This is a genomic window from Kitasatospora sp. cg17-2, assembly GCF_054031055.1.
Window position 1 is genome coordinate 134,746 of the sequence record NZ_CM132923.1, and the last position, 25,349, is coordinate 160,094.

20 protein-coding genes are annotated in these 25,349 nt (G+C 73.1%); 7 read left to right on the forward strand and 13 right to left on the reverse strand.

From position 1 onward, the window contains the following. Positions 1-19: 19 nt before the first annotated feature. From ACW14Y_RS00555 to ACW14Y_RS00575, 5 genes are read right to left on the reverse strand one after another with little or no spacing between them, the layout of a single operon-like run. Entirely contained in the window at positions 20-781 is a 762-nt protein-coding gene (locus tag ACW14Y_RS00555) for an SDR family oxidoreductase (protein ID WP_402725048.1), read from the reverse strand. Continuing rightward, positions 778-1,845 carry a zinc-dependent alcohol dehydrogenase gene (locus tag ACW14Y_RS00560; protein WP_456985462.1) on the reverse strand — a complete coding sequence of 356 codons (1,068 nt, stop codon included), beginning with the start codon at positions 1,843-1,845 and terminating at the stop codon, positions 778-780. The genes ACW14Y_RS00555 and ACW14Y_RS00560 overlap by 4 nt, the downstream gene beginning before the upstream one ends. Further along, the gene (locus tag ACW14Y_RS00565; protein WP_456985463.1) at positions 1,842-2,279 is read right to left on the reverse strand and encodes an RbsD/FucU domain-containing protein; all 438 of its coding nucleotides are present in this window, start codon (positions 2,277-2,279) and stop codon (positions 1,842-1,844) included. Before ACW14Y_RS00565 ends, ACW14Y_RS00560 begins: the two co-directional genes overlap by 4 nt. Next, the gene (locus ACW14Y_RS00570) at positions 2,270-3,238 is read right to left on the reverse strand and encodes an amidohydrolase family protein (RefSeq protein ID WP_456985464.1); all 969 of its coding nucleotides are present in this window, start codon (positions 3,236-3,238) and stop codon (positions 2,270-2,272) included. The genes ACW14Y_RS00565 and ACW14Y_RS00570 overlap by 10 nt, the downstream gene beginning before the upstream one ends. Further along, entirely contained in the window at positions 3,231-4,565 is a 1,335-nt protein-coding gene (locus ACW14Y_RS00575; RefSeq protein WP_456985465.1) for an enolase C-terminal domain-like protein, read from the reverse strand. The genes ACW14Y_RS00570 and ACW14Y_RS00575 overlap by 8 nt, the downstream gene beginning before the upstream one ends. 483 nt (positions 4,566-5,048) lie before the next feature. Between ACW14Y_RS00575 and ACW14Y_RS00580 the strand changes: the two genes are divergently transcribed. After that, a complete protein-coding gene (locus tag ACW14Y_RS00580) occupies positions 5,049-7,910 on the forward strand; it encodes a helix-turn-helix transcriptional regulator (protein WP_456985466.1) in 2,862 nt (953 codons plus the stop codon). A 34-nt stretch (positions 7,911-7,944) separates the two neighbouring features. On the opposite strand, the gene ACW14Y_RS00585 is transcribed toward ACW14Y_RS00580, so the two are convergent. Further along, entirely contained in the window at positions 7,945-8,319 is a 375-nt protein-coding gene (locus ACW14Y_RS00585) for a DUF4190 domain-containing protein (RefSeq protein ID WP_456985467.1), read from the reverse strand. A gap of 138 nt (positions 8,320-8,457) precedes the next feature. Here ACW14Y_RS00585 and ACW14Y_RS00590 point away from each other — a divergent pair, with 138 nt between their 5' ends. From ACW14Y_RS00590 to ACW14Y_RS00600, 3 genes are all read left to right on the forward strand, one after another. Further along, positions 8,458-9,708 carry a sensor histidine kinase gene (locus tag ACW14Y_RS00590; protein ID WP_456985468.1) on the forward strand — a complete coding sequence of 417 codons (1,251 nt, stop codon included), beginning with the start codon at positions 8,458-8,460 and terminating at the stop codon, positions 9,706-9,708. After that, positions 9,705-10,418 carry a response regulator transcription factor gene (locus tag ACW14Y_RS00595; RefSeq protein WP_456985469.1) on the forward strand — a complete coding sequence of 238 codons (714 nt, stop codon included), beginning with the start codon at positions 9,705-9,707 and terminating at the stop codon, positions 10,416-10,418. Before ACW14Y_RS00590 ends, ACW14Y_RS00595 begins: the two co-directional genes overlap by 4 nt. 62 nt (positions 10,419-10,480) lie before the next feature. Further along, complete coding sequence (locus tag ACW14Y_RS00600; protein WP_402725464.1) at positions 10,481-10,642, forward strand: hypothetical protein; 162 nt, start codon at positions 10,481-10,483, stop codon at positions 10,640-10,642. A gap of 73 nt (positions 10,643-10,715) precedes the next feature. On the opposite strand, the gene ACW14Y_RS00605 is transcribed toward ACW14Y_RS00600, so the two are convergent. The 5 genes from ACW14Y_RS00605 to ACW14Y_RS00625 form a co-directional block, all read right to left on the reverse strand. Beyond that, entirely contained in the window at positions 10,716-12,194 is a 1,479-nt protein-coding gene (locus tag ACW14Y_RS00605) for a hypothetical protein (protein WP_456985470.1), read from the reverse strand. 851 nt (positions 12,195-13,045) lie between these two features. Next, the gene (locus ACW14Y_RS00610; RefSeq protein WP_380310355.1) at positions 13,046-13,483 is read right to left on the reverse strand and encodes a glutaredoxin domain-containing protein; all 438 of its coding nucleotides are present in this window, start codon (positions 13,481-13,483) and stop codon (positions 13,046-13,048) included. A gap of 154 nt (positions 13,484-13,637) precedes the next feature. Further along, positions 13,638-14,984: an ABC transporter substrate-binding protein gene (locus ACW14Y_RS00615; protein ID WP_456985471.1), complete on the reverse strand. Its 1,347-nt coding sequence runs from the start codon at positions 14,982-14,984 to the stop codon at positions 13,638-13,640. Between the two features lie 116 nt (positions 14,985-15,100). Beyond that, positions 15,101-16,138 carry a carbohydrate ABC transporter permease gene (locus tag ACW14Y_RS00620; RefSeq protein ID WP_456985472.1) on the reverse strand — a complete coding sequence of 346 codons (1,038 nt, stop codon included), beginning with the start codon at positions 16,136-16,138 and terminating at the stop codon, positions 15,101-15,103. Positions 16,139-16,142: 4 nt separating this feature from the next. Beyond that, positions 16,143-17,072, reverse strand: coding sequence for a carbohydrate ABC transporter permease (locus tag ACW14Y_RS00625; protein ID WP_380310349.1), 930 nt, complete (start codon positions 17,070-17,072; stop codon positions 16,143-16,145). Positions 17,073-17,408: 336 nt separating this feature from the next. Here ACW14Y_RS00625 and ACW14Y_RS00630 point away from each other — a divergent pair, with 336 nt between their 5' ends. Next, entirely contained in the window at positions 17,409-18,428 is a 1,020-nt protein-coding gene (locus tag ACW14Y_RS00630) for a LacI family DNA-binding transcriptional regulator (protein ID WP_456988401.1), read from the forward strand. Positions 18,429-18,503: 75 nt separating this feature from the next. On the opposite strand, the gene ACW14Y_RS00635 is transcribed toward ACW14Y_RS00630, so the two are convergent. Continuing rightward, complete coding sequence (locus tag ACW14Y_RS00635) at positions 18,504-20,258, reverse strand: glycoside hydrolase family 35 protein (protein ID WP_380310345.1); 1,755 nt, start codon at positions 20,256-20,258, stop codon at positions 18,504-18,506. A 349-nt stretch (positions 20,259-20,607) separates the two neighbouring features. Between ACW14Y_RS00635 and tatC the strand changes: the two genes are divergently transcribed. Next, on the forward strand, positions 20,608-21,522 hold the full coding sequence (gene tatC / locus ACW14Y_RS00640; protein ID WP_456988403.1) for a twin-arginine translocase subunit TatC: 915 nt from the start codon (positions 20,608-20,610) through the stop codon (positions 21,520-21,522). Positions 21,523-21,636: 114 nt separating this feature from the next. Here tatC and ACW14Y_RS00645 read toward each other — a convergent pair whose 3' ends face one another. Further along, positions 21,637-22,023, reverse strand: coding sequence for a winged helix-turn-helix transcriptional regulator (locus ACW14Y_RS00645; RefSeq protein ID WP_380395072.1), 387 nt, complete (start codon positions 22,021-22,023; stop codon positions 21,637-21,639). A gap of 1,015 nt (positions 22,024-23,038) precedes the next feature. On the opposite strand from ACW14Y_RS00645, the gene ACW14Y_RS00650 reads away from it, so the two are divergent. Next, on the forward strand, positions 23,039-25,009 hold the full coding sequence (locus ACW14Y_RS00650; protein WP_456985473.1) for a family 20 glycosylhydrolase: 1,971 nt from the start codon (positions 23,039-23,041) through the stop codon (positions 25,007-25,009). The last annotated feature ends 340 nt before the right edge of the window (positions 25,010-25,349 follow it).

A 25,349-nucleotide genomic window follows, 5' to 3' on the forward strand; every position in this document is an offset into this window, starting at 1 on the left:
GGTCCCGGTCCGGTGCGGCTCATCGGCCGAGCCAGCCGCCGTCGACGGGCAGGACGGTGCCGTGCACGTAGGCGGCGGCGTCCGAGGCCAGGAACACGGCGGCCCCGGCGAGGTCGTCGGCGCTGCCCCAGCGGCCGGCGGGGATGCGGTCCAGGATGGCCCTGCTGCGTGCCGGGTCGTCCTGGAGCGCCCGGGTGTTGTCGGTGGCGATGTAGCCGGGCGCGATGGCGTTGACGTTGACGCCGTGCGGGGCCCACTCGTTGGCCAGTGCCTTGGTCAGGCCGGCGATGCCGTGCTTGGCGGCGGTGTAGCCGGGGACGGTGATGCCGCCCTGGAAGCTGAGCAGCGACGCCGTGAAGACGATGCTCCCCCGGCCGCGTGCCACCATGCTCGCACCCACGGCCCGGGTCAGCGCGAACTGCGCGCTCAGGTTGACCTGGAGCACGAGGTCCCAGTCGGCGTCGGTGTGCTCGGCGGCGGGGGCGCGGCGGATCGTGCCCGCGTTGTTGACCAGGATGTCCACCGGCCGTTCGCGGCCGGCGAGGTCCGCGCCCAGGGCGCGGACGGCTTCGGGGTCGGCGAAGTCGGCGCGGATCGCCTCGAAGGTGCGGCCGGCGGCGGTCACGTCCTGTTCCACCGCGCTGCCGGACTTCTCCAGCGAGGCGCTGACGCCGATGACGTCCGCCCCGGCTTCGGCGAGCGCTCGGGCCACGGCCCGGCCGATGCCGCGGCGGGCTCCGGTGACGACGGCGAGCCTGCCGGTGAGGTCGAAGGGTGTCATGCGGCGGCTCCCTCGGTGTTGTCGGTACCGTCCGCGGTGCTGTTCACGGTGCAGTCCACCAGGATCTTCATCATGTCGCCGCCGCCCTCCAGGGCCTCGAACGCGGCGGGTGCCTCGGTCAGCGGCACGACCTTGCTGATCAGCCGCTCGGCCGGGACCGTGCCGTCGGCGACGAGCAGTACCGCCTGCTCGAAGTCGGAGCGGTCGTACAACCTCGCTCCCACCAGCGTGAGTTCGCGCCAGAAGAAGCGGTGCAGGTTCACCTCGCGGGGCCGGGGGTGGATGGCCACCAGGCACAGGCGGCCGCGCGCGCCCAGCACGTCGACCGCCGTGTCGACGCCGCCCGCCGCGCCGGACACCTCGAAGGCGACGTCCGCGCCCGCGTCCGCGGTCCACCGCCGGACGAGTTCCGGCACGTCGTCGTCGGCGGGGTTCCAGGCGGTCAGGCCCAACTCCTCGGCGAGCAGGCGGCGGTGGGTGCTCGGCTCGATGACCCGGACCTCGGCGCCCGTGGCCCGCGCGACCAGGGCGATGAGGACGCCGACGGGGCCGCCGCCGACCACGACGGCCTTCTCGCCCGGCCGGACGCCGGCCCGTGCGACGTCGTGCACGGCCACCGCGGTCGGTTCGACGAGCGCGGCGCGGTCCAGGGGCAGGGAGTCCGGGAGCCGGACCAGGGCGGCGGCGGGCACGGTCCAGCGCTGCTGCAACGCGCCCGGGGAGTCGATGCCGAGGAAGTCGAGGTGCTGGCAGATGTGCCGGTTCCCGGCGCGGCAGGCCGGGCAGGTGCCGTCCCAGCGCAGCGGCATCACGGTGACCGCGTCACCGGGCCGCCAGCCCTCCACGTCCGGGCCGACGCGGACGACCAGGCCGGACATCTCGTGCCCGAGGACGGCGGGCGCGGCCACCCGGGCGTCCATGTCGCCGTGGAAGATGTGCAGGTCGGTGCCGCAGATGCCGACGTAGGCGGGGGCCAGCTGCACCTCGCCGGGGCCGGGTTCGGGGGTCTCGGCGGGGGCCGTGTCGAGGGTGCGTGCGGCCAGGTAGCGGACGGCGAGTGTCATCGTGTTTCCAGGATCCCTTCGGTGCGGACGCCGATGGTGAGCAGCAGGTTGGCGTAGGTGCGGGTGTCGGCGGTGACGACGACGAGGGCCAGGTCCGGTGAGCGGGCGGCCTCGTAGAAGGCGGCGCGGTGGAGTGCCGTGACCGGTCGGGGCGCCAGCGCGGAGCGGTACCCGGCGACGGCCGGCGGCTCCGGTTCGCCCGCGGGCGGCACCATCACGTGGGCCGATTCGACGGGCACCGCGCGCAGCAGGACGTCCAGCACGGTGGTGACGTCGAGCAGGCCCGGGGCCAGGTTGAGGTGGACGGTCCTGGCGCGCTCGCCGGTGGCGGTGCCGGCGGGGTAGTGGCCGTCGGCGAGCAGGACCCGGGCGCCGTGGCCGGCGCCGGCGAGGGACGCGAGGATCCCGGGGTGCAGCAGTTCGGTCAGGAGCACGGGCGCGGGCCTTCCGTCGGGTCGGACAGCCGGTAGGTCGGGACGGGCAGCCGGTAGGCCGGGACGGACAGCCGGTAGAAGGAGGCCGCGGTACCGGCGAGCACGGCCTGCCGCTCGTCCTCGGAGCAGTCGGCGAGCAGGTCCTCGACGGTGGCGGCCCAGTGGTTCCAGCCGCCGGCGAGGACACAGACCGGCCAGTCGGAGCCGAACATCAGCCGCTCGGGGCCGAAGGCGTCCAGCAGGACGTCCCGGACCGGCCGGATGTCGTCGATCGTCCAGGTCCGGTGGTCCGCCTCCGTGATCAGCCCGGAGAGCTTGCACCGCACGTGGGGGGAGGCGGCGAGCACGCGCACCTTCCGTTCCCAGTCGGCCAGCGCCCGGCCGACGGGCGGCTTTCCCGCGTGGTCCAGGACCAGGGGCAGGTCGGGGATGCGCTGGGCGAGCCGGACCGCCTGGGGGAACTGCTCGCCGCGGATGAGCAGGTCGTAGCCGAGACCCCGGTCCCGGACGGCCCGCAACCCCCGCTCCACGGTGGGCCGTTGCAGCCAGCCGGGGTCGGTCTCGGCCTGCACGACGTGCCGCAGGGCGCGCAGGTGGCCGCCTCCCGGTCCGGCGCGCAGGGCGTCGAGCACGTCGCCGATCGCGGGCGAGGCGAGGTCGGCCCAGCCGACGACGGCGCCGACCAGCGGGTCCTGTTCGGCGAGGGCCAGGAGTTCCCGGGTCTCGGGGAGGGAGGTCACGCACTGGACGAGCACGGTGCTGGTCAGCCGCCGTCCGGCGATCGTCCGGGTCGCGGCGCGTCGCAGGTCGTCGAGCGTGTGCGTGCGGCGGATCGGCGCGTGGCCGGGCTCGTCCAGCCAGGGCTGGGGCCGACGGTCCAGGTCCCACACGTGGTGGTGGGCGTCGACCAGGGACGGCGGCTCGGAAAGGGGCAGCGCGGACGCGGGCGGCTCAGACACGGGCGGACCAGACCGGGCCGTCGGGGTAGGTGTACTCCTTGAGGGACTCGGTGTGCATCTGCGCGCCGAGCCCGGGACGGGTCGGGGCGAGGTAGTGGCCGCCGGTGACGCGGACCGGGTCGAGGAAGTGCTCGTGCAGGTGGTCGACGTACTCGACGACCCGGTCCTCGACCGTGCCGGAGACGGCGACGTAGTCGAACATCGACAGGTGCTGCACCATCTCGCACAGGCCGACGCCGCCGGCGTGCGGGCAGACCGGGACGCCGAACTTGGCGGCGAGCAGCAGGATCGCGATGTTCTCGTTGACGCCGCCGACCCGTGCCGCGTCGATCTGCACGATGTCCACCGCTCCGGCCTGGAGCAGCTGCTTGAAGACGACCCGGTTGGCGATGTGCTCGCCGGTGGCGACCTTGACGGGAGCGACGGCGGCGCGGACGGCGGCGTGGCCGAGGATGTCGTCGGGCGAGGTGGGCTCCTCGATCCAGTACGGCCGGTAGGGGGCGAGGGCGCCCATCCAGTCGATCGCATCCTGGACGTCCCAGCGCTGGTTGGCGTCCACCGCGATGCGGATGTCGTCGCCGACCGTCTCCCGGGCGGTGCGCAGGCGCCGTACGTCGTCCTCCAGGTCGGCGCCGACCTTGAGCTTGATCTGGGTGAAGCCGTCGGCGACGGCCTCGCGGGCGAGACGGGCCAGCTTCTCGTCGGAGTAGCCGAGCCAGCCCGGTGTGGTGGTGTAGGCGGGGTAGCCGTGCTTCAGCAGTCGGGCGGTGCGCTGTGCGCGGCCGGGCTCGGCGCGGCGCAGGATCTCCAGGGCCTCGTCGGGGGTGAGCGCGTCGCTGAGCCAGCGGAAGTCGATCTGCGCGACCAGTTCCTCCGGCGACATCTCGCCCAGGAACCGCCAGACGGGCTTGTCGACGCGTTTGGCCGCGAGGTCCCAGGCGGCGTTGACGACCGCGCCGACGGCCATGTGGATGGCGCCCTTCTCCGGGCCCAGCCAGCGCAACTGGGGGTCGTGGACGAGGGAGCGGGAGAAGCCCCCGAGGTCGGCGCAGACCTCGTCGACGGACCGGCCGACCACGTGGGGGGTGAGGGCCGCGACGGCGGCGGCCTGCACGTCGTTGCCGCGCCCGGTGGTGAAGGCCAGGGCGTGGCCCTCCAGTCCGTCGGGGGCGTCGGTGCGCAGGACGACGTAGGCGGCCGAGTAGTCCGGCTCGGGGTTCATCGCATCCGAGCCGTCGAGGTGCTCGGAGGTCGGGAAGCGCACGTCCAGGACGTCGAGGGCGGTGATGCGGGCGGGTTCCGGGGAGACGGGCAGGGCCGATGACATGGCGACAACTCCTGTGCGGGCAGGGGGAAACGGCTCGCCGGGACGAGCGGGGGGAAGGGCGCGGGGCGGCCCGGGTCGCTCCTGGGCCGTGCCGCGCGTGATGCGCGGGCCGATCAGGCCGTTCAGCGTCCCGAGCGAATGCGGTGACACGCTCCGCCGACTCAAGACATGGGATGTTTATAGGTCTCATTCGAAAGGGCTGTCAATGGACAGGAGGAACCCTGCTGCAAAACAAGGACTTTGCCGCGATGCCGATCCGGAACAGGCCAGGTGGGCCATAGGATTGATCCCATCAATGATCGGTGCCGATGCCGTGCCCGGCACGCCGCAGGAAGCCACCGGCGCCCGCGTGCGCCCGTCGGCACGCGCACGGCCGGGTGCGCGCGCCCGGCGCTCCCGTCCGGGGCGGACTACCGTGGAACCCGGCCGGCGGCGGCGATCCGTCCCGTCCCTGCCGGGCCACGACGGTGAGGAGAGCTGGGGATGGACGGCTTCCGCAGTGGAACGGACTCGCCCGGGATCCGGGGATGCGCCTTCGCGGGCCGCGAACGCGAGCTGAGGGCGCTGCTGGAAGCGGCGTCCGCGGCCCGGCCGGCCGTGGTGCTGGTGGAGGGCGAGGCGGGGATCGGCAAGTCGCGGCTGGTCGCGGAGGCGTCGGAGGTGCTGCGCGCGCGGGGCCTGCGGGTGCTGGCGGGCGGGTGCCATCCGTTGCGGGAGCCGCTGGCGTACGGGCCGGTCATCGACGCGCTGCGCCGGATCGGGCCGTGGCTGCCCCCGGTGGAGGAGCTGGAGGCCTCCGCCGGGGCACTCGCGCCGCTGCTGCCGGACCTGGCCGCCGCCCTGCCCGCGCCACCGCCGGTGCCGCCGGGCTCCTCCGGGTCCGGCATGCAGCGGTTCCGGACAGCCGCCGGGGTGCGGACGCTGCTGACGGCGGTCGCACCGGCGGTGCTGGTGGTGGAGGACGTGCACTGGGCCGACGAGGCGACCCGGGAACTGCTGCTCCTGCTGGCGCGCGACCTGCCGGCCGATGCGGCGCTGGTGCTCACCTACCGGGCCGAGGACCTGCCGGGCGGCGGGCCCGTCCTCGGTGCCGCGTTCCGGCGCTCGCCGGGCACGGGCGGGGCCGAGATCCGGCTCGGTCCGCTGGGCGGGGCGGAGCTGCGGGCCATGGCGCGCGACGTGCTGGGCGACGAGCCGCCACCGGCCCTGGTGCGCACCCTGCTGGAGCGCAGCGCGGGTCTGCCGCTGGTCATCGAGGAGGACCTGATCACCCTCGCGGGCACACCGCACGGCACGGACCTCACGGCGCTGCGGGTGCCCCGGAGCCTGCGCGAGGTCCTGGCCGACCGCAGGTCACGGCTCGGACCGGAGGCGACGGCCCTGGTGGACGCTGCGGCCGTCCTGGCGGTCCCGGCCGGGCAGGCGCGGCTGGCCGAATCGGCCGGCCTGGACGAGGAACGGGGCGAGGCGGCCCTGCTGGAGGCGCTCGGCGCCGCGGTACTGCGGCAGACCGGCCCGGACAGCTACGGATTCGCGCACGTCCTGGCCCAGGAGGCGGTCTACGAAGCCCTCCCGGGGCCGGTCCGCCAACGCGCGCACCGCAGGGTCCTGGACGTGCTGCTGGCCCAGGACCCGCCGCCGCTCGTACAGATCGCCCACCACACCCGTGCCACGGGCGACCGGAAGGCCTGGCTGCCCCGCGCCCAGGCGGCCGCCGACCGGGCCACCGCGCTCGGCGACCACGGCACCGCCGCCACCCTGCTCGACGAGATCCTCGAACAGCCCGACCTCACCCCCGACCAGCTCACCAGCGCGGCCCGGGCGATGTCCCTGGCCGCACATTTCCGTACCGACCACACCGCCACCCTCGCGGTGCTGCGGCGGCTCATGCTGCTGCCGGGTCTGCCCACCCCGGTCCGGGGCGAGATCAGATCGGCCCTCGGCACGGTGCTGATCTATCAGAGCGGCGACCAGTCGGCCGAGGAGGAGATGGTGACGGCCCTGCGCGAGGTGGAGGGGGAGAACCCCGTGCACACGGCCAGGCTGCTGGGTCTGCTGGGCATGTCGAGGACCGGCCGCTTCTCCCTCGCCGAGCAACGGACCATGGTCGAGCGCGGATTCGGCCTGGCGACCACCGCCGAGGATCCCTACGCCCAAGTGCTGCTCCACCTCGCCGGGTTCGTCCAGCGGTGCGTGGTCGCCGATACGGCCGTGGCCGAGGTGGTCGCCGCGCTGCCCCGCGAGGCCGAGGACGTGCAGGTCCTCCAGGGCACGGCGATCTTCCTCAGCGCGGCCGTCCTGGGCAGTCTCGCCGTCGGGAACGACCGGCGGGCCGCGTCGGCCTGCGCCGAGGCGAAGGCCCTGGTCCCGCGCACCCACATGCAGACGCTGGACGTGCATCTGGACGCCGACCGGGTGGTGCTCGACTGGCTGGCCGGACGCTGGGGCAAGGCCGAGCAGGGCCTCCAGGAGTTTCGCGACCGCCATCCGGACCGCCCGCTGGGCTCCGGCGGGCTGCTGGCCACCGTCGGCGGCCTCACCGCCGCGGCGCGCGGCCTCACCGCCCAGGCTGCCGCCGCGCTGGAGCAGGTCCTCGCCCGTGAGGGCCTGCACCTGGAGTCGCTGGGTGCCGCGGCCGGGCGGGCCCGGCTGCACCTGGCCCGCGACGACCCGCGGGCCGCCTGGGACACGCTGACCGACCCGCTCGACTTCCTCGGATTCCTGGACCGCAAGGAGGCCTGGAATCACGCCTGGGACCTCGTTCCCACCGCCGTCGAGACCCTGCTCGCCCTCGACCGCGCCGACGAGGCCCGCGACCTGACCGCACGCCACGCCACCGCGATCGAGGGCCGCGACGCACCCGGCGCCGTCGCCGAACAGCACCACTGCCGCGGGCTCCTGCTGACCGCCACCGACCCCGACGCCGCGACGGCGGCCTTCGACCTCGCCGCCACCCGGTGGACCGACATCGGCCGCCCCTACCAAGCGGCCCTCGCCGCCGAACGCGCCGCCCGCACCCGCACCGACCCCGACGAAGCCGTCGCACTCCTGGCCGGACCGATCGCCGCCTTCGAACAGCTCGGCGCCACCTCCGACGCCGCCCGCTGCCACCGCGCGCTGCGCGAACACGGCCGACAGACCCCCAACCCGCGCGGCCGCACCGGCTACGGCAACAACCTCTCCCCCCGCGAGGAACAAATCCGCGACCTCCTCACCACCGGCGCCACCAACAAGGACATCGCCACCGCCCTCTTCCTCTCCACCCGCACCGTCGAGAACCACGTCGCCCGCGTCCTCACCAAACTCCGCACCACCCGCACCGACCTCACCGACGGAGCGACCTGAACGGACCGTACGCGGCTGCCGTGACCTGTCAGTGTCAGGTGAGGTGTTGCTGGACGCACTGCCGGTACTGCCGCAAGGAGTCGGGCTGGTAGCAGTCCTGCGTCCTGTCGGCGTACCAGACGAGGAGCACGGCGGCCAGGACGGACACCACGATCGCGAGGGCCGACGTCACCACACCGGCGACGGCCCTCCCCCGGCCGACACCGGTCCGCCCGGCCGTCACCAGGCCCGCGATGCCCAGGGCCAGGCCGACGACGCCGATCAGACCGCCGACGAAGACGATCGACGTGCTCAGGCCGATCACGCCCAGCACCACGGCGGCGCCGGCCGGACCGTTCCTCCGGGGCCGGTCGGCCACCGCAGTGAAGGCGGTGTGCTGCATGGGCGTCTCTGCGCCTCGGGTGTTCATCAGGTGTCCTCCGGTCAAGTACTCGGGGCACGATCCTGGCGTCCGGGGGCGCCGCCGCACATCGCGGGAAGGCGGGAGGAGACGCTCCCCCGATCGGGGGAGGTCGCCGGATCGGGCCCCGGCCATACTGGGACGATCATGCTCAAGGGACTTCGGCCGCTGCTGCGCGGCTCCACGTATTCGGGAATGCTGTTCGCCTATTGCGGCGCGTTGGCGAGCCTTCCGCTGCTGCCTTTCGCGCTGCCGGTCATGCTGGTCCAGCCGTCCGCCCCCTACGGGGTGCGGGCCGCCCTGGTCCTCCTGGCCTGGGCGGCACTGACCGGTGCGGTGGGGCTGGTTCCCGTCACCCGGCGGGCGCTGATCGCGTCCGCCGGCCACCTGCTGCGGGTGCCTCTCCCCGACCCCACCACCGCGCGACGGACCGCGGGTGCCCGCGGCACCGACCGCCGGCGGACCGCGCTCTGGCTGCTCCTGCACGTGGCCCTGGGGTGGGTGGGATCCCTGGTGACCGGGGTGCTCGTCCTGCTGGGGCTGACCCTGCCGGGCAACTGGCTCGGCGCCGAGGCGGACCTCAGCCTGTCCGGCCGGACGGTGCGGCTGGACGGCGGCTGGCAGAGCTGGGTGGTGGCACTCGGCTGCCTCCTGCTGGCGGCGGCCGTGTGCGCGGTGGTGACGGGCGCCCTGCGGTGGCTGGCGCCCCGGCTGCTGGGCCCCTCGCCGGCCGAGCAGCTCGCGCTGGCGGCGGAGCGGGAACAGTCGCTGGCCGAACGCAACCGGCTGGCCCACGAGTTGCACGACTCCATCGGGCACACGCTGACCGCGACCACGATCCAGGCCGCGGTGGCGGGCGAGATGTTCGGTGCCGATCCGGCGGCGGCGAGGGCCGCGCTGCGCAGCATCGAGGAGTCCTCCCGGGCCGCGCTGGAGGACCTGGACCACGTCCTGGGCGTGCTGCGCGACCAGCGGGCGGAGACCGCTCCGACCCGGACCCTGGCCGACCTTCCCGAGCTGCTCGACCGGTTGCGGCACACGGGCGCGGTGCTGGAGCCGGAGCTCTCGGGCGACCTGGCGCAGGTGCGGGGGACGCTCTCCCGGGCGGCGTACCGGATCCTGCAGGAGGGGCTGACGAACGCGCTGCGGCACGGGGCGGGCGGCCCGATCGAGGTCCGGGTGGCGGCCACGCCGGACGCCCTGGAGCTCGGCGTGGTCAACAGGACCGGAACCACCACCGGCCCGCGTACCGGCACCGGGACCTTCCCCACCTCGGGGCACGGTCTGCCGGGCCTCGCCGAGCGGGTGCGGCTGCTGCACGGCGAGTTCGAGTCCGGCCCGCACGGTCCGCGGCACTGGAGGCTGGCCGTCCGGCTGCCGGTCGGGGTGTCGGCGTGACCGGCTCCGACGCACGCGCGGCCGACCCGGCGGGCGCTCCTGTCACCGTCCTGATCGCGGACGACGACGCGGTGACCCGCAGCGGTCTGCGCACCCTGCTCTCGGTGCAGCCGGGCATCGCGGTGATCGGGGAGGCCGCCGACGGGGTCGAGGCGGTCGAGGAGGCGCGGCGACTGCGGCCCGACGTGGTCCTGATGGACGTGCGGATGCCCCGCCGCAACGGGATCGAGGCCACCCGGCAGCTCCTCTCCGGGCCGGCGGACGAGGCCGGGTCGGCCGGTCCGCCGAAGGTCGTGGTGATCACCACCTTCGAGAACGACGACTACGTCACCGCCGCGCTCGGTGCCGGGGCCAGCGGGTTCGTCCTCAAGCGGCTGCCGGTCCGGCAGATCGCCGAGGCGGTGCGCGTGGTCGCGGCAGGAGAGGCGGTCCTCTTCCCGGCCGCACTGGGCCGGATGGTCACCGCCCGACCGCTGCGCGGCGCCGAGGCCTTGCCGAAGGCGGCGCTGACGGTCCGGGAGGAAGAGGTACTGCGGCTGATGGCCACCGGGCTGTCCAACCCGGAGATCGCGCAGTCCCTCGCGGTGAGCCTGGAGACGGTGAAGACCCACGTCGGGAACGTGCTGACCAAGCTCGCCGCGCAGAACCGGACCCACGCCGTGGTGATCGCCTACGAATCGGGTCTCGTCGTACCGGGGTTCACCGGCTGACACGCGGCCCCGGCTCCCCACGTCACCGGTGGAAGGACGAGGATTGCCGCCATGGATCGTCTATGGGATTCTGCGACCGTCACCACCGCGCCGTTCGCGGCCCGTCGAGGCCGCCTGCTCCGCGCACGTCCGCAGCGGCGTCCGGCCCCAACGTGCTCGGCCACCTGCACATGGCCAACCACACGCTGCGCACCCTGGGGTTGGGCGAACTGATCCACCCGTGACGCCTGTTCGTGCTCCGGGGCGAGGCGTCCGGACGCCTCGCCCCGGGGGCGGTCGGTCAGGGGGTGCGCTCCGTCAGGGGGTGCGGACCCAGAACTCGATCGACCGCGGGGGGACGGTGATGGTGAGGGTGGGTCCGGTGAGCGCGGGGATGTCCTGGTTGTTGGTGGCCGGGCCGTAGCGGTGGCCCTGGAAGGTGGCGGCCGTCTGGGTGTTGACGGTGTAGGTGAAGGACTGGGTGGCGGAGCGGTTGGTGACGGCGAAGACCGGCTTGCCCTCCGGGGTCCTCCACGCCATGATCCGCTGGTCGCCGAGCACCGCGGACTCGTCGACGTGGTAGCGCACCGAGTTCCACGGCAGGTACTTCACGAAGCCGGCGACGGCGTTCCAGTTCTGGGGGTTCCAGGTCCAGTGGCCGACCGGCAGGTCGGGGAAGTGGTCGGGGCCGAAGTCGGTGTCGCTCGGGGGCCGCCAGAACCCGAGGGAGTAGCCCGGGGATTCGGCGTTGGTGGTGGGCTTGAGGGCGTGCAGCCAGAACCAGGTGGGAGAGTTCTGGAAGGTCATCCAGTTCATGATGGACTGGGCGGTGTTGATGGTCCTGTCGTCACTGGTCCTGTTGTCGAGGTACTCGAACTCGTTGTTGAAGACGGGCCGTCCGGCCGCTCCCGAGGTGTAGTTCCTGGTCATCTGCTCGTTGCTCGACGAGCCGATGCGGTGGAAGCTCCAGGCGTCGACGTGGGACAGGGCCGCGGGGTCGGCGGCGACGGCCTTGCCCCAGGCGCTCTCCCAGCCGTCCCGGCTGTCGGCGTGGATCATCGCACCCGGGTAGCGGGCCTTGATCTTGGGTGCCACGGCCTTGAACGTCTTGAGGTAGTCCTCGGGCGTGTACTGGCAGGTGGAGTAGGTGTTCGACGCGTCCGGCTCGTTCTGCAGGCCCCACATGGAGATGGGGACGCCGCGCGCGGACAGGTAGTCGAGGTCGCCGACCATGGCGTCGCCGAGCTGGTCGAGGAACGCCGGCTGGACGGAGGCGATCCTGCCGCTGATGTACGAGTTGTTGCTCTTCCAACCGGGGGCCGGCGACCAGTACTCGGCCGCCACGCCCTCCATGCCGCCCTGACTGATCATCTGGGCGAGCAGCTCGGTCTGGCCGGGGTAGCGGTCGACGATGTGCTTGCCCGTGGGGTCGAGGCCGCGGTGGTAGAGGCCGAGTGCGAGGCGGCAGTAGCGGAACCCCCGGTCGGCGCGGTCGCCCTTGACCAACTGCCGGTAGAAGCGGGTCCGCTCGGCGGGCGTCAGGTCGTAGGGCACTCCGGAGACCGTGGTGGGCAGGCCGTTGTTGCCGGAGCCGATCGAGTCGGACTGGATCTCGAAACCGAGGCCGAGGATGGTCTGCTTGCGCGCCTGGTCGAAGCGGATGGTGTAGTTCCCGGCCGTGGCGGCCGAGGCGGTGGACAGGTTGAGCAGCGGGGAGATGGCCGCTCCGGCGCCGGCGACGGCCGCGCCGCGCAGGACGGAGCGGCGGCTGATGCCGTGCGGCTCGGGTGTGGTCATGTCTGTCTCCGTGGGGGACGAGGGTGAGGGCGGAGGCGATCTGCCGCCGTGCGCGAGGGCGAGGCCGGCTCCGGTGGGGGTGATACCGGTGCGGACGACGCGTCGAAGGGGCTGCGGGACGTGACGACGCTCGGGCCGACCGGTTCCGTGGGCCGACGGACGGGGATCGGGCCGCCGGGGATCGGGCCGCGGTGGCGGGACGCGGTGGCGGGACGCGGTGGCGGGACGCGAAAGTGGACCGCCGGGAGATGGCCACGGGTCCACTGCACCGTGGTGCGATGGGTGCGCCCATGAAACATATGCGATATACGAAAAGAGTGCCAGAGGTTCTGCCGTTCCATGTCGCGATGCCGTGCGCCCCGACGAACCCTCGGAGACTCGTCGGTACGGCCAGGCCGTGGGCACCACGCCGAGGAGTTCGCCCAACCGGCGCACCGTGGCAGGAGATTCGCGGTGCAGGCCGGCGACGTCGAGCCGCTCGTCACCCAGGATCACCAGCAGGGACGGCGGCCGACTCGGGGTGGACGGCGGCTGTATCGAGCGCATGGCGGCCCCCGGTTGCGCGTCCCCCGGGAACGCGGCGCGGCAGCGGCGCGTCAACTGTCGGCAACGGCCCGGCCGGTGGCGTGCGCGGGGCGACGCTCGGCACCACGGCGGTCCGGTCGGGCCCGTTCCGGTGGAGCAGGCGCCCGGAGTCCGATCCGTCGCACCGCCCGGCACCGGCCGGGGAGGGACACACCGGAGCGGCGGTGGGGCGGGCACCGCTCCGGGTGCCCGCCCCACCGCCGCGGGTCAGTGCTCGTCGGTCGGGGTCAGGGCGGGCCGCGATGCGTCCCGCGCGGCACCGTGGGTCACCTGGTCCGGGCGAGCTGTTCGCGCACCCACTCGACATCGGGGTTGGTGCGGGCCCGGCCTGCCACGACGACGGTCGGCACGGTCTCGTTGCCGTCGTTGGCCGCCCGCACGGCGGCGGCGCCTGCCGGGTCCTGCCAGATGTCGACCCAGTGGAGGCGGCGGGCGTCGCGGCCGAGCCGGATGCGCAGCCGGATGCAGTACTTGCAGCCCGGCCGCCAGTAGATCACCGGCCGGCCGTCGGCCGCGCTGCGGCGCGACGCCTCCGCCGCGCCGACCGACCGCGGGAAGATCAAGGGCGAGTTCACACCGGCGAGCGCCAGGAACGCCAGCAGGAGCCCCGCGGCCGCGCCGGGGCTCCCCGAGAACGCCAGCCCGACGGCGACGAACGAGCCGCAGAGCACGAACAACAACGACAGGATCCATGGGCGCATCACGGAGACGCACGCTACCAACGGGGCGCCACGCTCCTCGGACCGGGCCGCTCCCCCGGAGGTCCACCGGACACACGGGGACACCCGGGGCGAGCGGCCCCGCCCTGCCGGAGTCGACCGGCAGGGCGGGGCCGGGGCGGCAACTGCTGCCCGAAGGCTACTTGTTGACGCTGAACCCCTGGTCCTTGCCGTACTTGACGCTGGTCTCCTGCCAGGCGTTCAGGCCGGCCGTGAGCGTGGTGGAGGAGACGTATGCCTTGCCGACGGTGTCGTTGAAGACCGAGTTGGCGTAGACCTGGAAGGGCAGGTAGGACCAGTCGGTGCCGACGTTGCGGGCGGAGTCGGCGAAGATCCGGTTCGCCTGCTGCCCGCCGAAGTACGGGAACGCCGTGTCCAGGAAGGCCGGCGACTCCAGGTCGGCCCTGGTGGCGGGGAAGGCTCCCGCGGCCACCCGGGCGCTCGCGCCCGCGCCGGTGGTGGCGAACTCGGTGAAGGCGTAGGCGAGTTCCTTGTTCTTGGCGGCCTTCGGCACGGCCAGCGAGCTGCCGCCGTTCTCCGCACTGGCCGTCGCGCCCTTCGTCCACTGCGGCAGCGGGGCGACCCGCCAGTCGCCGGAGGCGGCCGCCACACCGGAGACGAAGCTGGCCGGCATCCAGGCGCCGATCGCCAGGGTGGCCACCGTGCCGTCGGCCAGGCCCTTGTACCAGGAGTCGCTCCAGGAGCTGATCGGCGCGACCAGCTTCTCGTCGAGGAGCTTCTGCCAGGTGCCGGCGTACGTCCTGGTGCCCTGGTCGCCGAAGTCGACGGTGACGTCGGTGCCCTTGGTCTTGTAGGGGCGGCCCCCGGCCTGCCAGATCAGGCTGGTGGCGAAGCCGGCGTCACCGGTGTCGTTGGTGATGAAGACCTTGGGGTCGGCCTTGTGCAGGGCACGGGCCGCGTCCACGTACTCGTCCCAGGTGGTCGGTACGGCGATGCCGTGCTGGTCGAAGAGCTTCTTGTTGTAGAAGAGCGCCATGGGGCCGGAGTCCATGGGCAGGGCGTCGACGGCCCCGTCCCGGTGGACGGCGTTCCACGGGCCGGGGGTGAAGCCGGAGGCGAGCTTGTCCGCGCCGTACGGGGCGAGGTTCTCGACGGACTTGCCGATCGCGAACTGGCCGAGGGCGTAGTACTCGATCTGCGCCACGTCGGGGGCCCCGGAGCCGGCCGCGATCGCGTTCTGCAGGGCGGTGTACTGCTTGTCGCCGGTGCCGGCGTTGACCAGTTCCACGTCGACCTTCGGGTACTTCTTCTCGAAGTCCTCCGCGACCTTCTTCAGCGTGGGCTCCCAGGCCCACACCGTCACCTTGCCGCCCTTCTCCAGTGCGGTGGCGAGGTCCTTCGGCCCTGCGGAGGCGGAGCCGTCGTCCGTGCCGCCGGAGCCGCAGGCCGTCGCGCCGAGGGTGAGTGCGGACACCACGGCGACGGCGCCGAGCAGTCTGCGGGTGACGGGGGTGCGCGTACGCATGGGGGAGCTCCTGACGACGAGGGTGGGAGAGGGTTGCGGTGCGGGTGGTGCAGGTGGTGCAGGTGGTGCGAGTGCGGGAGAGAGCGGTGGGAGAGGAAGCGACGCGGGTGGCGCGGTCACTCCTTGACGCTGCCCGCGGCCAGGCCGGACTGCCAGTACCGCTGGAGCAGCAGGAACACCGCCACGATCGGGACGATCGTCAGCAGGGAACCGGTGATGACGATGTCGAAGACGGGCTCGCCGCCGGCGGTCTGCGCCTGGGCGTTCCAGGCGTTGAGCCCGAGGGTGAGCGGGTACCAGTCGGGGTCCTTGATCATGATCAGCGGCAGGAAGTAGTTGTTCCAGGTCGCGACCATCGAGAACAGCAGCACGGTCACCGTCCCCGGCATCAGCAGCGGCAGGGCAATGCGGAAGAAGGTGCGCAGCTCGCCGGAGCCGTCGATCCGGGCGGCCTCCAGGAGTTCGGTGGGGACGGCCTCGGCGGCGAACACCCACATCAGGTAGAGGCCGAACGGGGAGATCAGGGACGGGATGATGACGGCCCACGGGGTGTTGGTCAGCCCCATCTTGCTGAACATCAGGAAGGTGGGCACGGCCAGCGCGGTTCCGGGCACGGCCACGGCTCCGATGACGACCGCGAAGACCGCCCGGCGGCCCGGGAAGGCGAACTTGGCCAGCGCGTAGCCGCCAAGGACGGCGAGGACCGTGGCGCCGCCCGCGCCGGCGGCCACGTAGAGCAGGGTGTTGAGCAGCCAGCGGACGAAGGCGCCGTCGTCGTAGGAGAAGGTGCGGGTGATGTTGTCCCACAGGTTGAAGTCGCCGGCGAACCAGAGCCCGAAGGAGTCCATCAGCCCCTTCTGGTCCTTGGTCGCGTTGATGAACAGCCAGGCGAGCGGGAGCAGGGTGTAGACCAGGACCAGTCCGGTGACCAGGGTGAGCGGGACGCTCGGGCGGGGGCTCAGCGGGGTCCGCGGGCTCCGGGGACGGCGCTTCTGCGCGGAACGGGCGGCGGACGGGGCGGCGGCGCGGGAGGCCGGGCCCCGGTCGGCCGGCACGGGGGCGGACGTGAGGGCGGCCGGGGTGGACGCGGAGGCGGCGGGGGTGGCCGCCGACGCGGGAACGGGGGCGGGAGCGGGAACGGGAGGAGTGGTCATCGGCTCAGCCCTTCCGCATGCCGCGCAGTTGGACGGTGTAGGCGATGACCGCGGTGATCACGCCCATCACGATGGCCACCGTGGCCGCGTAGTTGTGCTGCTGCCCCGAGAAGGACAGCGAGTAGGTGTAGAGGTTGGGGGTGAAGTCGCTGGTGATCGCGTTGGGGGCGAGCTTCTGCAGGATGCTGGGCTCGTTGAAGAGCTGGAAGCTGCCGATGATCGAGAAGATCGTCGCGATGACCAGGGCGCCGCGGATGGCCGGCAGTTTGACGGAGAAGACCGTCCGCCACTCCCCCGCGCCGTCGATCGCCGCCGCCTCGTAGAGCGAGCGGGGGACGACCCTGAGGGCCGAGTAGAAGATCAGCATGTTGTAGCCGACGAACTCCCAGGTCACGATGTTGCCGATGGAGGCGAGGACCAGGGACGGCGAGAGCGGGTCGGGCAGGGTGACACCGAGGGCGTCGTTGATGTTGCCGACCAGGCCGAAGCGGGTGCCGTACATGAAGCCCCAGATCAGGCTGGCGACGACGGCGGGGACGGCGTACGGGAGGAAGACCGCGACCCGGAAGAACGTCCTGCCGTAGAGTCGGCCGCTGTCGATCGCGAGGGCGACCAGCAGCGCGACACCCAGCATGACGGGCACCTGGACCAGCAGGAAGAGCCCTACCCTGGCCAGGCCCTCCCAGAAGCGGGTGTCGGCGAGCGCCTCGCCGTAGTTGTCGAGGCCGACGAAGGAGGTGCCGCCGATGAGCCGGTCCTTGAAGAGGCTCAGGTACAGCGCGTACCCGATCGGGGCGAGGAAGACGAGGCCGAACACCGCGACGAACGGGCCGGCGAACCCCCAGCCCACGAGGGCCTCCTTGCGCAGCCGGAGGCGGGGACGTGGTCGGCGCGGGGGTGGTGCTTCCGTCGCGCGCGTCGAGAGGAGCGTCATGGCGGGGGTCCTTGCATCGGTGACCGGAAAGTGCGGTGTCGGAGGACGGGTGGCGAGTGGCCGGGGACCGGTGAACGGCTCCGCGGCGACTGGCCAACGAAGGATGTTTACGTAATCATCGGTGTGGCGATCGTGGCACTCCCGATGAGGAGCGTCAAGCACGAAGAAGAGACGAACGAGAGGAATCCGGTGAGGGGCATGCAGACGAGCGACCGGTCGGCCGACACGGACGCGGGGGGCGCGGAATCCGGGTCGGAGGCGGGCCGGACGGCCGACGAGGAGGCCGGCCGGGCAGCCGGCGGCGGGCGCGGCCGGGGCCGGGCCCGCCGGGTCTCGATGGCGGACGTCGCCGCCCTCGCCGGGGTCTCCTCGCAGACGGTCTCACGCGTCTCCAACGGCGACCCCGCCGTCATCGACAGCACCCGCCAGAAGGTCCTGGACGCCATGAAGGAGCTCGGCTACCGGCCCAACAGCGCCGCCCGCGCCCTCAAGCGCGGGGAGTTCCGGGCGATCGGCGTGATCACCATGGGCCTGTCCAGCACCGGCAACGTCCGGACCCTGGAGGCCATCGCGGGCTCGGCCGCCCGGGCCGGCTACGCCGTCACCCTGATCCCCCTCGACGCCCCGACCCAGGACAACGTCCGCGGCGCCTTCACCCGGCTCGACGAGCTGGCCGTCGACGCCGTCGTCCTCATCATGGAGGTGCACCTGCTCGACACCACCGCGCCGACCCTCCCGCCGCACGTCAAGGTCGTCGTGGTCGACTCCGACGCCACCGGGCGCTTCCCCGTCGTCGACACCGACCAGCGGCAGGGGGCCCGCACCGCGGTGCAGCACCTGCTCGACCTCGGACACGAGACGGTCTGGCACGTGTCGGGCCCCGAGGAGTCCTTCGCCGCGGACCGCCGGTCGGACGCCTGGCAGGCGGTGCTGCGCGAGGAGGGACGACGGGTGCCGCCGGCGCAGCGCGGCGACTGGACGCCCGAGTCCGGGTACGAGGCGGGGCTGCGGCTCGCCGAGGAGGCCGACTGCACCGCCGTGTTCGTCGCCAACGACCAGATGGCCCTGGGGGTGCTGCGGGCCTTCCACGAGCGGGGTCTGCGGGTCCCGCAGGACGTCAGCGTGGTCGGCTTCGACGACATCGCCGAGGCGGCCTCCTTCATCCCGCCGCTGACGACGATGCGTCAGGACTTCGCCCGGGTGGGCGAGTTGTGTGTGGACGCGGCTCTCCGGGAGCTGCGCGGCGAGACGGTGACGGGCGTCCGGCTGGTGCCGACCACCCTGGTCGAGCGGGCCAGCACGGGGGCCCCGAGGCCGAACGCGGCGACGCACCGGAGTGCGGCCGGGCGGCACTGAGGCGCGCCCCACCGGTCGGCCCCCGAGGGCGGCCGGACGCCGGGTCGCCCGACCCGTCGTCCGGCCGCTCCCCCGTCACTCCCCGATCGGGCCGAGGTCCGGCGTGCCGCGGAACTCGACGGTGCGGGCGCGGTGCGCGGAGTGGAGTTCGAGCACCACGACCTCGTTGCTCCCGGCCCGCAGGACCGGCGCGGGCACGTACAGCGAGCGCTGCGGCCCCCGGGACCAGTAGCGGCCGAGCGGGAAGCCGTTGACCCAGGCGTTGCCCTTGGTCCAGCCCTCCAGGTGGAGGTAGGTGTCGGCGGGCTCGGCGACCTCGAAGCCGCCGCGGTGGAAGGCGGGCCCGACGGGCGTCGGCGCGCCGACGGCGAAGGGGACGTCCGCCAGGCTGCTCAGCGGGAGCGGACGGCAGCTCCACTCGGCGGGTTCGGCCCCGTCGAGCAGGACCTCGCCGAGCAGTCCCTTGCGGTCGTGGATGCCGGGGCCGTAGTTGACCCGCCCCTGGTTCTCCACCAGGACGGTGAGGGTGCTCCCGGCCGCGGGTGAGGTGAAGGCCAGGGCGTGTTCGTGGTTCTCCCGCTCCAGGACGCCCACGGGCCGCCCGTCGACGAAGACCTGGGCGCGGTCGCGGACCTGCTCGACCTCCAGCAGGACCGGGCCGGCGGCCGGCAGCACGGTCTCGTAGAGCACGAAGCCGAAGTCCTGCGCCAGCTCCTCCATGGTGAGCGGCCGGGGCGACCGGACGGCCGCCGGGGCGAGGACGGCGGCGTTCGGCAGCAGTTCGGCGCTCCCGGTCAGCACGACCGGGGGGAGGGCGAGCTTGGGGCCGCGCGCGGGCACCGGCTCCTCGGGCACGGGGGCGTGCTTGGCGATGACCTCGCGGAACGCGACGTACTTCGCCGTCGGGTCCCCGGCCTCGTCGAGCGGCGCGTCGTAGTCGTAGGAGGTGACGGTCGGGCGGTAGGTGTGCTTGTCGTTGGCGCCGTTGGTGAAGCCGAAGTTGGTGCCGCCGTGGAACATGTAGAAGTTGACCGAGGCGCCGGCGGAGAGCAGCTCGTCCAGCTCGCGGGCCGCGTCGTCCGGGTCGCGGACCACGTGCCCGGCGCCCCAGCGGTCGAACCAGCCGATCCAGAACTCCGTGGTCAGCAGGGGCGAGTCCGGTCGCTTGCGGCGCAGCTCGGCCAGGTGCTCGGTGGAGCGGCTGCCGAAGTTGGCCGTGGCGAGCACGCCGGGCAACGCGCCGCGTTCGAGGTCGGTCGGCTGGTCGCAGGTGAACAGCGGCACGTCGACGCCGCAGCGCCGGAGCGAGTCGGCGAGGTGTTCCAGGTACGCGGTGTCCTCGCCGAAGGCCCCGTACTCGTTCTCCACCTGCACGGCCAGGATCGGACCGCCGCGCGAGCCCAGGTGGGGCAGCAGCGGGGTGAGCAGGCGGCGGAAGTAGTCGTCCACGGCGGCCAGGAACCGGGGGTCGCGGGAGCGCAGCCGGATGTCGGGTTCGGCGAGCAGCCAGGACGGGAGGCCCCCGCCCTCCCACTCGGCGCAGATGTAGGGGCCGGGGCGCAGCAGCACGTGCAGGCCCTCGGCGGCGGCCAGTTCGACGAACCGGGGCAGGTCGAGCCCGCCGTCGAGCCGGAACTGCTCCGGTCGCGGCTGGTGGAGGTTCCAGGGCACGTAGGTCTCGACGGTGTTGAGGCCCATCAGCCGGGCCTTGCGCAGCCGGTCGGCCCACTGCGCGGGGTGGACCCGGAAGTAGTGGAGCCCGCCGGACAGCAGCCGGAAGGGTCGGCCGTCGAGCAGGAGTCCGGCCTGGTCTGTCTGGAGAACGGGCATGCGCGTCTTGCTCCTGTGGGAAGGGATGCGGTGCGGCAGTGGGCCTGCCCCTTCGACTATGTTTACGTAACCATCGACCCCGTGGCAAGCTTCCGGGCCGCCGGACGGTCCCGGTGGGGGCATTGCCGGTGGCGGCATTGACGGACGGACCGGACAACCCGCAGACTTCGCGTACCGGCGGCGCCGCGGGCCCGTGTCCCGTCCCGCCTCGGCACGGATCCGCCCGAGGCCCGCACACCGGTGGGCCCCCGAACACCAGCCGAGGCCCGGGTTGAGCAAGCTGATCAAGGTATCGAAGACCTCGAGGGCGCTCGACGCGTCCAGGACGCCCAAGGACCCCGAGGGCCGGATGGCCCTCGCCGACCACCTGCGGGAGCTGCGCAACCGCGTGGTCAAGTCGGTCCTGGCGATCGTCGTGTTCACCCTCCTGGCGCTGGTCTTCCACAAGAGGATCGAGGACTTCCTGCTGCAGCCGCTCCGCTGCACCCCGGAGATCCTCGCCGCGGGGAAGGAGAAGTGCGCGCAGGTCTCGACCATCGGCCTCACGGCCGGCTTCACCTGGATGCTCAAGGTCGCCCTGACCGCCGGCGTGGTGGCCACCGTCCCCGTCTGGCTCTACCAGATCTGGGCGTTCGTCGCGCCCGGCCTGCACCGGAACGAGCGCAAGTACACCCGGATCTTCGTCGCCTGCGGCGCCCCGCTGTTCCTGGCCGGCGTCACCCTGGCGATGGTGCTGCTGCCGACGACGGTCCAGATGCTCATGTCGTTCACGCCCGACAACACCACACCGATCCTGCCGCCCGACGACTACTTCGACATCGCCACCCGGCTGATCCTGGTGTTCGGTCTGGCCTTCGAGTTCCCGCTGCTGCTGGTGATGCTCAATGTCACCGGCATCGTCACCGGCAAGCGGCTGCTCGGCTGGTGGCGCGGCATGGTGATGGGCATCACCGTCTTCGCGGCGTTCGCCACCCCGAGCGTCGACCCGCTGAGCATGCTGGCGCTGGCCGCGCCGATCTGGGCGCTGTACTTCCTCGCCTGCGGGATCGCGATGGTCAACGACCGCCGCAAGGCCCGGCGCAACCCCGACCTCGGGCTCGACGACGACGAGGCCTCGGACGTCGACCTCACGGTGCGCCCGGTGGCGGCGGTGGCGGCCGTCGAGGCCTCCGCCCAGCCGTCCGCGAGCGTCGAGGTGCTCCTGCCGCACCAGGAGCGCCAGGAGCAGGTGGAGCACCGGGCACCCCTGGACGACATCACCTGATCCGGCGGCGGGAGGCCGAACCGCACGTCCCGGCGGCGACCGAACGGGAAGGGGAGCCGAACGGGCCGGCGGTAGGCGGGCCGGACCCGTGCGGACCGGCGGTGTGCGGATCCGTCACGACCCCGGCCGGGACGGCGGCCCCGGGCAGGCGTCGTCACTGTGGCTCGCCTCCTCGACCCACACGCGCAGGTGCGCGAGGGGGACCGCCGCGCCGTGGCCGAGCTCGGTCAGGGCGTACTCGACGTGCAGGGGGACCGCCGGATAGACGGTGCGGGTCAGCAGGTCCGCGTCCTCCAGGCGGCGGAGCGTCTGGGTCAGCACCTTGGCGCTGACGCCCTGCAGCCGCCGCTGGAGTTCGCCGAACCGCCGGGGCCCCTGTTCGAGCGCGCCGATGGCCAGGGCCGACCATTTGTTGGACAGCAGGTCGAGCATGGCCCGGCAGGGGCAGTGGGCCGCGTAGACATCATGGTGATCGGGTCGGCCGGGGACGTGCCGGGTCACCCGGACGCCCCTTCGGCGGCCAGGTCGGCGGAGGGAGGCGGTGGAGGAGTCCGGGTCGGTCCGTGCGCACCGGCGTCTGCGGGTTCACTCATTGTCTCGTCTCCTCGGGTTCCGGGCCGGGCGTTCGCCGGGCCTGGGCCGGCCGGCGCGGCTCCTTGGACAAGGAGGCCTGCGGTCCCCGGCCGTCCCGCGGGTTTGTCGAAGCGTGACGACCGTTGTCCGCGGCCCGTGGCGACGATGCCGACCGGCCCCACGTGAACGGTCCGGGTGGCGGCTCCGGCCGGGCCGGCCGGCGACGGTGCGTCTCCGCGGGCGACAGTGCCCGGCGGCACCGGTTCGGGGCCGCTCCGCGGACGGCCGTGCCGGTCGTCATCGACCGGCCGACGTGACGTCAACTCGCCTGCGGCCGTGGCAACATCGTATTCGAAGCCCGCTGGTTACCATCAAGGGCACCTACTTCCCTCCGGGTAAGCACGTGCAGTCGGGGCCGCCTCGGGCGCTCCGCCGGGACGGCACCTCCCCCGGGTGCTCCTCGTGCCACCCTGCCGCCGGGCCGCCCGCCCCTCCCCCGCGACGGCGGCCGGCGCGCGGCCGTCCGGTGGCCGGAAAGGCCCGGGCCTTGGTCCGGTCCACCGCGTGGGCGGCGGCCGCGGGGGATCTCCCGGCCCGGTCGCAGCGGCGCGCGGTCGACGGACGTGCCCAGGGCGAACCACGTCGCGCCGGGTGTCGACGGCGGCCGCACGGCGGGCAACGGGCCGGAACTCGGAGCCGGTACGCCCTCCCGCGTCAACACGGCTGCTCGATCATGCGTGATCCGGCCGCGTTTCGAGCAACTCTTGACTCGATCTCCGGCCCTGCGTTGCACTGGTGCGAGTTCGCCCCGGTTCCACCCCCGATGCGGTCGCCCGGGACCGAGCCTCCGGCCCAGCCGCTCCGCCCCGCTGCGCCCCGGCCCGCCCGCCGCGCCTCCGCTCCTCCGTTCCCGGGTCTCCCCCCGCCTGCCTCCGGAGCTCCCATGAGACTGCTCAGGTTGTTGACCGTGGCCGTCTGTACCGCGGCGGCCCTCGTCCTGCCCGGCTCGGCCTCCGCCGACCCTGCCCCCACGGCCACCGGCACCGGCACGGCCGCCGTCACCACGACCGCCACGCCGCCGCAGACCGTGCCCGCGCTGCGCCAGTGGACGGCCGACAGTGGTTCGTACACCTTCACCACCGCGAGCCGGATCGTCCTCGACCCCGCCCACGGTCCCCGCCTCGCCGAGGACGCCGCCACCTTCGCCGAGGACCTCGGCCTGCTGGCGGGCCGCCACGTCCCGGTGGTCGTCGGTACCGCCGGTGCGGGCGACATCGCCCTCACCCTCGGCGAGGACACCCTGCCCGCCGAGGGCTACCGGCTGACCGTCGCCGCCTCGGTCACCGTCCGGGCCGGGACCACCGCGGGCGCGTTCTACGGCACCCGTACCCTCCTCCAACTGCTCCACCGCTCGGCCACCGTGCCGGCCGGGACGGCGGTCGACTGGCCGGCCAAGGCCGAACGCGGGCTGATGATCGACCAGGGCCGGAAGTACTTCACCGTCGACTGGGTGAAGCAGCACATCAAGGAGCTGGCCTACCTCAAGCTCAACTACTTCCACTTCCACCTGTCGGACACCTACGGGTTCCGGCTGGAGAGCTCCATCCACCCGGAGATCGTCTCCGCCGAGCACTACTCCAAGCAGGACATCGCCGACCTGGTGGCCCTCGGTCTCAAGTACCACGTCACCATCGTCCCCGAGATCGACACCCCCGGGCACATGAACCCGATCCTGGCCGCCCACCCCGAACTCGCCCTGCGCAACAGCTCCGGCACGGCCGACCCCGCCTTCATCGACCTCTCGAAGCCCGGCGCCTACACGCTGATCGGGGACCTGATCAACGAGTACCTGCCGCTGTTCCCCGCCCCCTACTGGCACATCGGCGCCGACGAGTACGTCGACGACTACAGCCGCTACCCGCAGCTGCTCGCCTACGCCCGCGCCCACTACGGCGCGAACGCGACCGCGAAGGACACCTACTACGGCTTCGTCAACTGGTCCGACGCGCTGGTGCGGGCCGCCGGCAAGACCACCCGGATGTGGAACGACGGCATCAAGGCCGGTGACGGCACCATTGCCCCCGACTCCGACATCCTGGTCGAGTACTGGTACGACTACGGCCTCACCCCGCAGCAGCTGGCCGCCGCCGGGCACCGGGTCGCCAACGAGTCCTGGACCCCGACCTACTACGTGCTGGGCGGTGCCAAGCCCGACACCAGGTGGATGTACGAGACCTGGACGCCGGACCTGTTCCAGGGCGGGCGGACCCTCACCGACCCGACCCGGAACCCCGGCTCACTGATCCACGTCTGGTGCGACAACCCCGCCGCCGAGACCGAGGCGCAGATCGCCACCGGCATCATGTACCCGCTCCGGGGCCTTGCCCAACAGACCTGGGGATCGCCCAGGTTGACGAGCACCTACGCGTCGTTCGTCCCGATCGCCGCGGCCGTCGGCCACAATCCCGCCTGGCCCGGCACCGGCGACCCCGGCAACCTGGCCCGCAACCGGCCGACCACCGCCTCCAGCACCGAGACCGCCGACTTCCCCGCCGCGTTCGCCACCGACGGCGACGGCGGCACCCGCTGGTCGAGCGGCTACGCCGACCCGCAGTGGCTGCAGGTCGACCTGGGCTCCGCACAGACGGTGAACCGGGTCGTGCTGCGCTGGGAGACCGCGTACGGCAGGGCCTTCCGGATCGAGGTCTCCGACGACGGAACCACCTGGCGCACCCTCCGCTCCGTCACGGCCGGCACCGGCGGCGTCCAGGACCTCACCGGCCTGTCCGGCTCCGGCCGCTACCTCCGGATGTACGGGACGGCGCGCGGGACCTCCTGGGGCTACTCGCTCTACGAGATCGAGGTCTACGGCCCGACGGGCGGCACCGGCGCACTCGCCCCCGCGTCCGGCTGACCCACCCGGTCGCGCCTGCCTGCCGGTGCTCCGCCGCCCGACCGGGTGGCGGAGCACCGGCCGTCACCGGCGCTGGGCGCCCGGAAGCACGAGCAGTGGACGCCCGGAAGCACGAGCGGTGAGCGCCCGAAAGCACGCCGCATTCAGTTCCCACTGTGTCCCACCTCACATTCCACCGGTACGGATCGCTGGTTATCGTGCTCGCAAAGGAACACCCGCGGGTTTTTCCGACCGTCGACGCCGGGGATTCACCGCGGAGCACCGATCCCGCGCGGATCCCTTCCGCGACGGATTCCGCAGAATGACTGTCCGGCCACGTCCGGTAATTCCCCGAAGTCGC

Excerpts from the sequence above, each read along its gene's own strand:
- ACW14Y_RS00600 (WP_402725464.1), top strand. The coding sequence starts at position 10,481 with ATGGGATTCTGCGACCGTCACCACCGCGCCGTTCGCGGCCCGTCGAGG.
- ACW14Y_RS00635 (WP_380310345.1), bottom strand. The coding sequence starts at position 20,258 with ATGCCCGTTCTCCAGACAGACCAGGCCGGACTCCTGCTCGACGGCCGA.
- ACW14Y_RS00590 (WP_456985468.1), top strand. The coding sequence starts at position 8,458 with ATGCTCAAGGGACTTCGGCCGCTGCTGCGCGGCTCCACGTATTCGGGA.
- ACW14Y_RS00630 (WP_456988401.1), top strand. The coding sequence starts at position 17,409 with ATGGCGGACGTCGCCGCCCTCGCCGGGGTCTCCTCGCAGACGGTCTCA.
- ACW14Y_RS00580 (WP_456985466.1), top strand. The coding sequence starts at position 5,049 with ATGGACGGCTTCCGCAGTGGAACGGACTCGCCCGGGATCCGGGGATGC.
- ACW14Y_RS00605 (WP_456985470.1), bottom strand. The coding sequence starts at position 12,194 with ATGACCACACCCGAGCCGCACGGCATCAGCCGCCGCTCCGTCCTGCGC.
- ACW14Y_RS00575 (WP_456985465.1), bottom strand. The coding sequence starts at position 4,565 with ATGTCATCGGCCCTGCCCGTCTCCCCGGAACCCGCCCGCATCACCGCC.
- ACW14Y_RS00555 (WP_402725048.1), bottom strand. The coding sequence starts at position 781 with ATGACACCCTTCGACCTCACCGGCAGGCTCGCCGTCGTCACCGGAGCC.
- ACW14Y_RS00585 (WP_456985467.1), bottom strand. The coding sequence starts at position 8,319 with ATGAACACCCGAGGCGCAGAGACGCCCATGCAGCACACCGCCTTCACT.
- ACW14Y_RS00620 (WP_456985472.1), bottom strand. The coding sequence starts at position 16,138 with ATGACCACTCCTCCCGTTCCCGCTCCCGCCCCCGTTCCCGCGTCGGCG.
- ACW14Y_RS00625 (WP_380310349.1), bottom strand. The coding sequence starts at position 17,072 with ATGACGCTCCTCTCGACGCGCGCGACGGAAGCACCACCCCCGCGCCGA.
- ACW14Y_RS00560 (WP_456985462.1), bottom strand. The coding sequence starts at position 1,845 with ATGACACTCGCCGTCCGCTACCTGGCCGCACGCACCCTCGACACGGCC.
- ACW14Y_RS00615 (WP_456985471.1), bottom strand. The coding sequence starts at position 14,984 with ATGCGTACGCGCACCCCCGTCACCCGCAGACTGCTCGGCGCCGTCGCC.
- tatC (WP_456988403.1), top strand. The coding sequence starts at position 20,608 with ATGGCCCTCGCCGACCACCTGCGGGAGCTGCGCAACCGCGTGGTCAAG.
- ACW14Y_RS00650 (WP_456985473.1), top strand. The coding sequence starts at position 23,039 with ATGAGACTGCTCAGGTTGTTGACCGTGGCCGTCTGTACCGCGGCGGCC.